This is a genomic window from Pseudomonas akapageensis, from assembly GCF_011355085.1.
GTDB classification, from domain to species: Bacteria; Pseudomonadota; Gammaproteobacteria; order Pseudomonadales; family Pseudomonadaceae; genus Aquipseudomonas; species Aquipseudomonas akapageensis.
The window spans coordinates 186,114-198,326 of sequence record NZ_VXCP01000014.1; the positions used below are offsets into that span (position 1 = coordinate 186,114).

The window sequence follows — 12,213 nt, forward strand, 5'->3', positions numbered from 1 at the left end:
ACAGATAGTGTCAGTGCCGTGAATGAAGCAATGCCCTATTACAGATATTCGCGCAGATGACCATTAAGCATTGCCTCCTCCCGGCCCCCGATTCGATTCCTCCGCTGATTCTGGCGAGTACAGATGCGCTGGTGGCGAAGACAGCATTTCTCGCCGGCATGGTCGCACCCGAAACCGCTGCGTGCTTGAGCAGACTGCTGATGGCCTCTGACGCTGGTTACTCAAGAATCATCGACGGGCACCACACTGTGCCGGAGGTGCTGAAAGATTCACGTAACTTTGAGAGCCAGCAATCCACACGAGGCTCCATCACAGAGCTTCGTCGACGTATCGTTGCAGCGTTAGACCACCACCATCGCCTTCTGCAAGTTCAACCACCTCCCGATGGGGATGGGGTTGTGGCTAGGAGGATCGTGCGTTTGCATTTCGCTCAACTCGGTTTGCATCCGCAACTGTGGTCGCTTGCTCGCGGCTTGGCCCGTAGACACGAGGAATATCACGCTGCCTTCGCCATGACTGATCGCACCCGAGAGAGGGAATTCGATCATGGTATCCAGCTGTCAGGAAAAACCTCTCTCACCTTCATTGAGTTCATGCTTGATGTCTGCCATGAAGAAGTGGATTACATGACAGCTGCTATGACTCGTCACAAGCTTCGTGAAGCGGTCTTGCATGCGCTCAGAACAAACTCGCGGTTACAAAAAACGGGAGTCAGGCCAGAAGCTGCGCCAGCTTTCCTCGCGCTTCTGATCCAAGGCGCGCTACCTCGCGCTGAGTTCGAGGTCTTTACCGGACTTCAGCCTGAAGAAGCACACGATCAGGTCGCTAGGTTGATCAACATTGGCCTGGTGGTAAGCCCGTCATCTAACGCCTGTACGCTGGAGGTAGGCATACCAGTCTGGTTTGCGGAAAATATCCTTCCGGATCTGCACCAACGCTTGATACGCAGCCACATCCATAATCGATCTCTTTAACACAGGCAAAAAAAAGCCCCAATTAAGGGGCTTCGGCTTGACCGTGGGAGACCGGCATGGCGTTCCAATACAGATAGAAGGCATCCCAATCGAGTTAGTATTATGACCAATCGGGCTCTGGCTCTGTACCCAAATGAATGGACATAACCAGCGCACGCCGGTAGTGCAAAGGAGTGGCGTTTAACTCTAGGGACAGGAGTCGGTCGGCAGCACCAATCAGGACGCCCACCCTCTCGCGGGGAACCGCTATATACGCAGTCAAACGTGTCCCGCTTGCTGTCATTGAGCCTATTCCTTTTGGGGGGACTATATCTTGCGTCAATCGGGGATCTGTGTAGAGCTGGCACTCGACCTCAGGGTATTTGAAACCCTCTGGATAGAGCACTTCGCCCTTCAGCGTCAGGATCATATGTTCATGATAATGACCTTCATCAGTCCTCGAGTTATTGGGCAGGGCTAGACTGAACGACCACGTAAAATCCCACCCGGACAGCTTAATTTGATACAGGGCCCGTTGCGTTTCGAGACTTGGGCGGCCTCGTCGAGCTTTGGATTTCTGCTGGGCTGCATGGGGCATAGCGACCTCCACCTAACAGAAGGTCAGCAATGTAGACAGGGTCGCAGCTGACCTCAAAACCTACGATTATGGTAGCGAGGGTAGAAGCTCTGCTCTCAACTCTTGAAGGAGCAAGCGGATACCTTACGATGGTTGCGCCAGATCCCCCACATCACGACAATGCTAGATCTCACCGAGCGCGCGGAAGGCAGCATGAAGCAGCAGGATCAACTGGGGCATGGGCTACCTAGGTCACTAGAGCAACGCACTCATGGGTTTTATGACGTCTGCATGCACGTCGCAGAGCGGCGTTTTGCTCTTTGCCACACTCAACAACCCAGTATTGCAGCCAACCCTCAATCGACACGCAGCCTTTACAGACCATTCGCGCCACCGATTAGGCGCAATACCTGGTCACTTTGGTCACCTCATTCTCACCCCTTTTGCTAAGGCAGTAAGTCACTCCCATGGCCATCAAAAAATCAGAACTTTATTCCTCCCTGTGGAAGTCCTGCGACGAATTGCGTGGCGGCATGGATGCTTCGCAGTACAAAGATTACGTCCTAGTGCTGTTGTTCGTGAAGTACGTATCCGACAAGTACGCCGGCAACCACAGCGCCATGCTTGAGGTGCCGGTCGGCGGTGGTTTTGCCGATATGATCGCACTCAAAGGCGACAAGGAGATTGGCGACAAGCTCAACATCATCATTCGTACCCTTGCCGAGGCCAACGGCCTGACCGGCGTGATTGATGTGGCCGACTTCAACGATGCCGAGAAGCTTGGCAAAGGCAAAGAGATGGTGGATCGACTGTCCAACCTGGTCAGCATTTTCGATTCACCCGGCCTCAATTTCAAAGGTAACCGCGCCCAGGGTGATGACATCCTCGGCGATGCTTACGAATACCTGATGCGCCACTTCGCCACCGAGTCGGGCAAGAGCAAGGGGCAGTTCTACACCCCGGCAGAAGTCTCGCGGATTATGGCTAAGGTCATCGGCATAAGCGCCGCCACCGATAGCACCCAGACTATTTATGACCCGGCCTGTGGCTCTGGCTCGCTGTTGTTGAAAGCCCATGACGAGGCCAAGCACGCCACCAATCTCGACCTGAGCATCTACGGCCAGGAAATGGACAACGCCACCAGCGCCTTGGCCAAGATGAACATGATTTTGCACAGCTGCGAGACGGCTACTATCTGGAAGGACAACAGCCTCTCTGCGCCTTACTTCACCGAGGCCCACGGCCCGTTCAAAGGCAAGCTCAAGCGTTTTGACTTCGTCGTCGCCAACCCACCGTTCTCAACCAAAGCCTGGAGCAACGGCTTCAATCCGGGTGAAGATGAGTTTGAGCGCTTCGGCTTTGGTATTCCGCCCGAGAAGAATGGTGACTACGCCTTCTTGCTGCACATCCTTACCTCACTCAAGCACTCCGGCAAAGGCGCGGTGATTCTGCCCCACGGCGTACTGTTCCGTGGCGGTGCCGAGGGCGCTATTCGCCAGCGCATCCTGGAACAGGGCTTTATCAAGGGCATCATCGGCCTACCGGCCAACCTGTTTTACGGCACCGGCATCCCGGCCTGCATCATCGTGCTGGATAAAGAACACGCCCACAGCCGCAAAGGCATCTTTATGCTCGATGCCAGCAAAGGCTTCATTAAAGATGGCAATAAAAATCGCCTGCGCGAGCAAGACATTCACAAAATCGTCGACACCTTTACGCAGCAGCACGAGGTAGCCAAATACGCTCGCTTGGTGCCACTGGCCGAGATTGCTGACAACGACTACAACCTCAATATCCCGCGCTACATCGACGCCAGCGCTGCCGAAGACTTGCAAGACATCGCAGGACATCTGCAAGGAGGCATTCCCAACCGCGACATCGATGCGTTGGCCGCCTATTGGCAGGTTATCCCAGCGGTACGCGCCAGCCTGTTTGCCTCTGCACGAGCCGGCTACAGCCAGCTGCAAGTGGCCATTGGCGAGATCAAACCGACCATCTTTGCCCACTCAGAATTCACCACTTTCAACCAGACCATCACCGAGTTGTTCGAAGGCTGGAAAACCCGCAATCGTCCGCATCTGTACGCCATCTCGATTGGTGACAAACCCAAGGCTTTGATCGACAGCCTGGCCGAAGACCTACTCGCCAGCTTTGCCCAAGCCCCGTTGCTGGATACCTACGACGTGTACCAGCACCTGCTCGATTACTGGGCCACAGCTATGCAGGACGATATGTATCAGCTGGTCAGCGACGGCTGGCAGGCGCTAATTATTGATGGCCCCAACCAAGGCCAACCGAACACAGATTTGCTGCCACCCGAGCTGCTGATCAAGCACTACTTCGCCGCTGAGGCCGCTGCTATCGAGCAGCTGGAAGCAGCCCGTGACGCTTTTAGCCGCCAGCTGGAAGAACTAGACGAAGAGCAAGGTGGCGAAGACGGGCTGTTAGCCGAGGGCAAAACCGATAAAGGCAAACTCACGGCCAAAAGCGTGAAAGACCGCATCAAGGCGATTAAAAACGACCTGGCCGCCGCCGATGAACGCACCGCCCTTGAGCACTACCTCGCGGTACTGGAGCAAGAATCCGTCGCTGGTAAAATGATCAAAGATGCGCAAAAGGCCCTCGATTTGAAAGTCGCCAAGCAATATGCCCTGCTCAGTGAAGCGGATATTCAAACCCTGGTGATTGAAGACAAATGGCTGGCGACCTTGGCCGTGGATGTACAGACCGAACTGGATCGTGTGTCCCAGGCCTTGACCTCGCGCATCCGCCAACTTGCCGAACGCTACGCCACGCCGTTGCCGCAACTGACTGTTGAGGTCGAGGCTCTGGCCGCAAGGGTGAGCGAGCATCTGGCCAAGATGGGGTATGCGTTATGAACGCGCAGGTTAGGCCAGGGTACAAACTGACGGATATTGGTGTTTTTCCAATCGAGTGGAGTGTTAAAAAGCTTGGTGAAATAACAATACTTATGACTAATGGGTTTGTAGGTACGGCAACAAGCGCTTACGTTAAAAGCGATGATGGAATCCTTTACGTGCAAGGATTCAATGTTGAACCGAACTCGTTTAATTTTCGAGGAATCAAGCGGGTCTCAGCTACGTTTCATACCCAGAATCAAAAATCATGTTTGCGTACTGGCGATCTACTGACAATCCAAACAGGTGATATTGGCACAACAACACTTGTCCCTCCCTCTTTGGCTGGTGCGAATTGCCATGCCCTAGTCATATCTAGACTTGACTTGAGGCATTCCTCACCGGAATTTTATTGTCAATATTTCAATTCTGACGAAGGTCGTGCTGCTTTCAAAGTTATCGAAACTGGCACAACAATGAAACATCTGAATGTTGGCGACATGGTGCGTCTTTTGGTGCCATCTCCCCCGTTAGATGAGCAGCAAGCAATAGCCACTGCCTTATTTGATATGGACTACCTGATCAGCGGCCTAGATCAACTGATCGCCAAAAAGCGCGACATCAAACAAGCAGCCATGCAACAACTCCTCACCGGCCAACAACGCCTGCCGGGGTTTAATGGGGAGTGGTGCATCGCGACCCTTGGCGAGATATGTACGTTTGAAAATGGTGATAGAGGCAGAGACTATCCTTCCCCCAACTCATTCGTCACAAGCGGAGTTCCATTTATTAATGCGGGGCATATCGCTAACGGAAAAATTGATTTAAGCGAAATGAACTATATCACGCCAGAAAGCTTTAAGCGACTTGGCAGCGGCAAGATTCGTAGAGGAGACATATTATTCTGTCTTAGGGGCTCAATAGGAAAGTTTGGCATCGTAGGCGATTTTCTTGCCGATGGTGCTATTGCAAGCTCCCTAGTGATTATTCGGCCTAAAGCTTCCTCGATCAATCTTGAATATCTTGGCTGTTACTTTAGTTCAGAGTTGTGCTCGCGAATGATCGACACATGGTCTGGGGGCGCTGCACAGCCAAATCTTGGCGCAAGAGACTTGGCTAAATTTTCCATTCCGTTACCTGCTCAACAATCTGAGCAAACCGCTATCGCCACCATCCTCTCTGATATGGAAAGCGAACTTACCACCCTCGAAACACGCCGCGACAAAGCCCGACAACTCAAGCAAGGCATGATGCAGGAGCTCCTAACCGGCAGGATTCGGTTATTACAACGCACACAGGAGGCAGATTAATGTTGATCCCGGTTGGCCAGATCGAACGTAAGACCCAAGACCGAGTAGTGGCGCTGTTCCAGGACACTCTCGACTATGAGTATCTGGGCGACTGGGCGGATCGCGCCGGCAACGCCAACATTGAGCAAGAACTGCTGCGTAGCTGGCTAACCAAGCAGGGTGTAGACGCTACGCTGATCACCCGCGCCTTATTCGAGCTGACCAAGGTGGCCGCCGATGCCAGCAAAAGTCTATATGACCGCAACAAGATGGTATATGAGCTGCTGCGCTACGGCGTGCGGGTAAAGCCTGAAGTGGGCGAGAATACCCAAACGGTTTGGTTAATCGACTGGAAAAACGCCGAGAACAATCACTTCGCACTGGCCGAGGAAGTAACAGTTATGGGCGCAGGCGCCAAGGCCAGCACCAAACGCCCGGATATTGTGCTTTACATCAACGGGATCGCCTTAGCTGTGCTGGAGTTGAAACGCTCCCGAACGGCAGTCAATCAAGGCATTCGTCAGAACCTGGATAACCAGAAACCTGAGTTCATCCAGCCATTCTTTTCCACCATGCAGTTGGTGATGGCGGGCAACGATACTCAGGGCATGCGCTACGGCACCATCCAGACTGGTGAGAAGTATTTTCTGACTTGGAAGGAAGACAGCCCAGTCGAGAATCTGCTTGATCGCCACCTGCAACAGGTGTGCAGCAAGCGCCGCTTGCTGGAGCTGATGCATGACTATGTGGTGTACGACAGCGGGGTGAAAAAGCTCTGCCGACAGAATCAGTATTTCGGTGTGCGTGCCGCGCAGGATCACTTACGCCGCCGTGAGGGCGGGATCATCTGGCACACGCAAGGTAGTGGCAAGTCACTGACCATGGTCTGGTTGGCCAAGTGGATTCGTGAAAACATCCAGGACTCTCGGGTACTGATCATCACCGACCGTACCGAACTGGATGAACAGATCGAGAAGGTCTTTACCGGGGTCAATGAGCAAATTTACCGCAGCCAGAGCGGCGCTGACCTGATTACTAAGCTGAACCAGCCGGCGCCCTGGCTGTTGTGTTCGTTGGTGCATAAGTTCGGCAGCCGCGAAGGAGACGATTCGGATAACCCGGATATCAAAGGTTTCCTTGAGGAGCTGCGTAAGAACTTACCGGCTGATTTTCGCGCCAAGGGCGATATCTATGTGTTCGTCGATGAGTGCCACCGCACCCAGTCCGGCGAACTGCACAAGGCCATGAAGGCTATTCTGCCCAATGCACTGTTTGTCGGCTTCACTGGCACACCGCTGCTCAAGGCGGACAAGCAAAAGAGCATCGAGGTGTTTGGAGGCTACATCCACACCTACAAGTTTGATGAGGCCGTTAAAGATGGCGTGGTGCTGGACTTGCGCTACGAAGCCCGCGACATCGACCAGAACATCACCTCGCAGAAAAAGATCGATCAGTGGTTTGAGGCCAAAACCAAGGGTCTGAATGACTTGGCAAAGGCCCAGCTGAAGCAGCGCTGGGGTAGCATGCAAAAAGTGCTGTCGAGCCAGTCACGTCTGGAAAAAATTGTCGCCGACATCATGCTCGACTTAGCCACCCGTGACCGCCTGGCCAATGGCCGGGGCAACGCCATGCTGGTAACCAGCAGCATCTTCGAGGCCTGCAAATGCTACGAACTATTCGCCAAGGCCGGTATGGCCGATACCTGCGCCATAGTCACCAGCTACAAGCCATCGCCAGCCGACATTAAGGGCGAGGCTACCGGCGAAGGGCTGACCGAGAAACTGCGTAAATACAACATCTACAACCAGATGCTGAATGGCAAAGACCCGGAAGTATTCGAGACGGATGTCAAGAAGAAGTTCATCAAGGAACCAGGCCAGATGCGCCTGCTCATTGTGGTCGATAAGCTGCTGACTGGCTTTGATGCGCCTTCAGCCACCTACCTGTACATCGACAAACAGATGCGCGACCACGGCCTGTTTCAGGCCATCTGCCGGGTCAACCGCCTCGATGGTGAAGACAAGCAATACGGCTATATCGTCGACTACAAAGATTTGTTCAAACAGCTAGAAAACTCCATCGACGACTACACCAGCAACGCGCTGGATGGCTTCGATAAAGCCGATGTCGCCGGCCTGCTGGAAGATCGTCTCAGTAACGCCCGCGATGACCTTGAGGATGCGCGGGAGACCATCAAGGCGCTGTGCGAGCCAGTTGATCGGCCGCGAGATACGCCGGCTTATCTGCGCTATTTCTGCGGATCTGAATCGGGCAATGCCGAACAGCTAAAGGCCAACGAGCCGCGCCGGCTAAACCTGTACAAGATGACCTCTGCCTTGATTCGCTGCTTTGCCAGCATGGCCAACGAGTTGGAAGAGGCAGGCTACAGCGCCAAGCAAATTGCCGAGATCAAAGACGAAGTCGATCACTACAACAAAGTGCGTGACGAGGTGAAGGTTGCAAGCGGCGACTATATCGACCTCAAGGCCTATGAGCCTGACATGCGCTTTTTGATCGACACCTACATCCGTGCTGAAGAGAGCGAAAAAATCTCGGCGTTCGATGATATGTCGCTGATTCAGCTTATCGTCGAGCGCGGCGCTGATGCGGTAGAAGCGTTGCCCAAGGGCATTCGTGGCAGCCAGGAGGCTGTGGCAGAAACCATTGAGAACAACGTGCGCAAGCTGATCATCGATGAGTCGCCGATCAATCCGAAGTATTACGAGACCATGTCGTCCTTGCTGGATGCCTTGATCGCCAAGCGCAAAGAAGACGCCATCAGCTATCAAGAGTATTTGCAGGAGGTTGTTGAACTGGCCAAACAAGTCAAGAACCCCAGCAGTACAAATAGCTATCCACCGACCATGAACACCGGGGCACGCCAGGCGCTGTATGACAATCTGGATAAAAACGCTGGATTGGCACTGGCAGTCGATAATGCAGTATTGGCCAGCCGTCAGGATGATTGGCGCAACAACGCTTTCAAGGTACGCAAGGTGCGCCTAGCGCTTAAAGAGGTGCTTGATGCAGCCGGCCACGATGCGGCAGAACTTGCCGGCGAGTACCACTCAGGCTCTGCCCAAAAGGCCTTGGATAAATTGCTAGAACTGGTAACGAGCCAACGTGACTACTGACAACCACAACATCACGGTCAGCGGCCTGAGTGTTGAAGTGGTGCGCAAGAACATCAAAAACCTGCACCTGGGCGTTTATCCGCCCTTGGGTCGGGTGCGCGTGGCGGCGCCATTGGCCGTCAGCGACGATGCTGTGCGCTTGGCGGTGGTTGGCAAACTCGGCTGGATCAAACGCCAGCGCGCCAAGTTTCAAGCCCAGCCACGACAATCCCAGCGGCGCATGGTCAGCGGCGAGAGCCATTACTTTATGGGCCAGCGTTATCGTCTACGTGTAGTCGAAGGCAGCACACCTATGAGGGTCGCGCTGAGGGGCAAGGCCTCGCTAGATCTGTTTGTGCGCCCGGAAACCAGTACGGAGCGACGCGAAGAACTGCTGCAAGCCTTCTACCGTGCCGAGCTGAAAAATCTAATCCCCACGCTGTTAGATAAATGGCAGCCGATCTTGGGGGTTGAGGCGAACGCTTGGGGCATCAAGAAGATGAAAACCAAGTGGGGCACCTGCAACATCGCCGCCCGCCGCGTCTGGCTCAACCTGGAACTGGCCAAAAAGCCGATCCAGTGCCTGGAATACATTCTCGTTCACGAACTGCTGCACCTAATCGAACGCCACCACAACGACCGCTTTCGCGGCCTGATGGATCAGCACTTGCCGCAATGGCGGGCGTATCGCGATGAGTTGAATAGGTCGTTGTTGGCTGAAGAATGCTGGGATTATTAAAATCTACCTGCCTTTCCGCCCACCTGAACCTAACACTGCAGCTCTTAACTTAGTCAGGCCTGGTGAGGTGACTAACCGTATATTTCAAATAGTGCATCGTACTATAAGTAACCAGGAATACCTTCACTACGAATGTTGTTAGGTCGTAACGTAAGGCTATTTTTTGTTTCGTGGACAAAACTCCTTTGTATAGCTAGCTTGGATGCCACGATTGATTGGTCAAGGAGGATACGAGTGAAATCTTTTAGCCATGGTGTGGAAGAGCTGCGACGCGTTTTGGATTTAGGACGTCAACATTGGCTACTGGGGGCAGGCGCGAGCTTCGAATCAGGCATACCACTTATGTATGCGCTGACTGACCGCGTCAAGCACCTCTTGGAAGGAGGAGATCTTGAAATTTTCGATGCGACGATGTCTGACTTGCCTGACGATGCTCATGTAGAGCACACGTTGAGCCATCTTGGTGACCTGATCGCACTCGCTGAGCGCTCCAAAGGAAGAACTGCTCATCTCGTCGGGAAGGATGTTCCGCTCGAGCAGTTGGAAGCGACGTACCGTGCAATCGTAGGAGCAATCGCAGTGACCGTACGATATGGCTATCGCTCGGCTTTCAGGGGCGCCGAAGAGGAAATAGGCAGACACGACTCCCCCATAGTAGATGTAGCAGCTCATGTTGAGTTTGTAAGGCAGGTCTTCGGTGGGCGCATCAATTTGGAGCCACGCTCTCAAGTCGGATTCATCACCACCAATTACGACACCCTACTTGAGGATGCACTTGCTATTGAACGTCGAGTAGCGCTCGATGGATTTGCAGGAGGCGCTATTGCATATTGGGATGGAAAAAGCATTGACCCTTCCATTAGTGTGAATAATCGCGAACACCGCGTTTTGAAGCTCCATGGCTCAGTCGACTGGTTCAGAGATAGTTATGCAGGCTTGCTGCGAGTTAGATATGGAGTTAAATATCTGGCTGAATTATCTGGAACTCTTATTTATCCGCAAGCCACTAAATACTTAGAGACCCAGAAGGATCCTTTTGCAAAAATATTCGATTGTTTTCGCCGACTACTGCAATCTCCTGAAAGTCACCTTCTCGCAATTGTGGGATATAGCTTTGGGGACAACCACATAAACGGCGAAATTGAACAAGCATTGGCAAGCAAAAGCAATAAAACGGTGATAGTGGCGTTCTCACGTGAAATTCCTGTTGAAAATGGTACTGGTGTATGCGACACATTAAAGAGCTGGCTAGAAAATGATGACTTCGGTTCGCGGATCTACGTAGCCACTGACAAGGCGCTGTATCACGGTCGATCAAGAGTCGACGACCCCTCCGCCGAGGGCGACCTTAAATGGTGGACATTCAGTGGCATGACAAATTTCCTGGAAAGTGGGGTGGTGGCATGAGCCCTTTTTTGGAAACATCCGACCTTCTCATTGGCAAAGTCATAGAAGTTAGCGGCACCTCCATCCGCGTGGAGCTCGACCGAGGTCTTTCAGAGCTGTCACGCGTAGTTGACGGGCGCGTGTGCCCTATTGGGCAGCTCGCTAGTATTGTGAAAATTCACTATGGAAGACGTCTGCTTTTCGCGTACGTACGCATGCTGCGCATGCGCTCCGAGATCGCTGCTGAACTTGGGCAGACGACGATAGCCCCAGGGGATGATTCGCGCGTCTTAGAGGCGGATCTTTTCGCTGAGGGCGTTTGGAACCCTATCAGTAAAACTCTGGCATTTTCGCGCGGCGTCGAAAGCTATCCGTTGCCACTACAAGGGGTTTATCTGACGGCTCCGAGTGAGCTAGAGCTAATCTTCTCAGCGGCAGAGCACGCCGCAGAAGATGCTGCCGTCTCGCCACTCGTACCCATCGGTGAGTATGTGGGAGGAAACGGAGCGGTATGTCGTGCGAACTTGGACAAGCTATTTGGCCAACACTGCGCTGTTTTAGGTTCAACTGGTTCAGGTAAGTCGGGAACTGTGGCTGCAATTATTCGATCCGTTCTCGAACACACAACCGCAAACGGTGAAGTCATACGACCAAGAATAGTTCTCATCGATCCGCATAATGAGTATGCGGCGGCTTTCAGAAATCAAGCGACTGTTCTCCGCGCATATGCGGCAGCTGCTGGGCAGGAGCAGGAACTGGCCCCTGTCGAGCCGCTACGCCTCCCATACTGGCTAATGACCGGTGACGAGCTTCGCGGCTTGATCATCGGCAAGACAGAGGCCGAAGCCACTTCACAAAATAACATCGTTTACAAAGCCCTCAAACATGCCCGCATGGTAACGGCAGGTATTGTTGAAGCACTACCTGAAGATCCCGTAGGAGATTTCGTCCCACCCTTTGTTAATGGGCGAACCGACGAAGACGTGAACGGGTTCGACCGTGATAGACCTTACCGCTTTGGTCTGGATGAGTTTGTAAAGCATATAGACCAAGTACAAGGGAGAAAACCTGGCAGCAATCAGAAGTTCTCTCCTTCCGATAGAAAATCCATTGAGTCGATTCTGGACAAGCTTTCCGTTCTCAGAACTGATCCTCGCTTGAGATTTTTAATGCGAGAAGATGCTGGCGACTCCTTGGAAGCGTCGATACTTCAATTGACGGGCGCTGGAGCGTGAACGAGCCCCATGAAAGACAGGACACCGTTTCCCCCTTACGATAAGGGATAGGCAAACGGTGTG

The 12,213-nt window shown here is 53.2% G+C and carries 7 protein-coding genes; all 7 read left to right on the top strand.

The window, feature by feature from the left end:
- The first annotated feature begins 56 nt into the window (after positions 1-56).
- Positions 57-974 (top strand): Fic family protein, encoded by a 918-nt coding sequence (locus F2S13_RS11690; RefSeq protein ID WP_166360847.1) that lies wholly within the window; start codon positions 57-59, stop codon positions 972-974.
- Positions 975-1,997: 1,023 nt separating this feature from the next.
- Positions 1,998-4,409, top strand: a complete 2,412-nt coding sequence (locus F2S13_RS11695; RefSeq protein ID WP_166360849.1) for a type I restriction-modification system subunit M — start codon at positions 1,998-2,000, stop codon at positions 4,407-4,409.
- Positions 4,406-5,698 carry a restriction endonuclease subunit S gene (locus F2S13_RS11700; RefSeq protein ID WP_166360851.1) on the top strand — a complete coding sequence of 431 codons (1,293 nt, stop codon included), beginning with the start codon at positions 4,406-4,408 and terminating at the stop codon, positions 5,696-5,698. Before F2S13_RS11695 ends, F2S13_RS11700 begins: the two co-directional genes overlap by 4 nt.
- Complete coding sequence (locus F2S13_RS11705; protein WP_246237864.1) at positions 5,698-8,811, top strand: type I restriction endonuclease subunit R; 3,114 nt, start codon at positions 5,698-5,700, stop codon at positions 8,809-8,811. The genes F2S13_RS11700 and F2S13_RS11705 overlap by 1 nt, the downstream gene beginning before the upstream one ends.
- On the top strand, positions 8,801-9,529 hold the full coding sequence (locus F2S13_RS11710) for a SprT-like domain-containing protein (protein ID WP_166360853.1): 729 nt from the start codon (positions 8,801-8,803) through the stop codon (positions 9,527-9,529). Before F2S13_RS11705 ends, F2S13_RS11710 begins: the two co-directional genes overlap by 11 nt.
- Positions 9,530-9,763: 234 nt before the next feature.
- Positions 9,764-10,936, top strand: a complete 1,173-nt coding sequence (locus F2S13_RS11715; RefSeq protein WP_166360855.1) for an SIR2 family protein — start codon at positions 9,764-9,766, stop codon at positions 10,934-10,936.
- Positions 10,882-12,150: a helicase HerA domain-containing protein gene (locus tag F2S13_RS11720; RefSeq protein WP_246237866.1), complete on the top strand. Its 1,269-nt coding sequence runs from the start codon at positions 10,882-10,884 to the stop codon at positions 12,148-12,150. Before F2S13_RS11715 ends, F2S13_RS11720 begins: the two co-directional genes overlap by 55 nt.
- The last annotated feature ends 63 nt before the right edge of the window (positions 12,151-12,213 follow it).

What these genes read in the sequence shown, in the direction of transcription:
- F2S13_RS11695 (WP_166360849.1), top strand. Translation starts at nt 1,998, where the DNA reads ATGGCCATCAAAAAATCAGAACTTTATTCCTCCCTGTGGAAGTCCTGC.
- F2S13_RS11690 (WP_166360847.1), top strand. Translation starts at nt 57, where the DNA reads ATGACCATTAAGCATTGCCTCCTCCCGGCCCCCGATTCGATTCCTCCG.
- F2S13_RS11700 (WP_166360851.1), top strand. Translation starts at nt 4,406, where the DNA reads ATGAACGCGCAGGTTAGGCCAGGGTACAAACTGACGGATATTGGTGTT.
- F2S13_RS11705 (WP_246237864.1), top strand. Translation starts at nt 5,698, where the DNA reads ATGTTGATCCCGGTTGGCCAGATCGAACGTAAGACCCAAGACCGAGTA.
- F2S13_RS11720 (WP_246237866.1), top strand. Translation starts at nt 10,882, where the DNA reads ATGGTGGACATTCAGTGGCATGACAAATTTCCTGGAAAGTGGGGTGGT.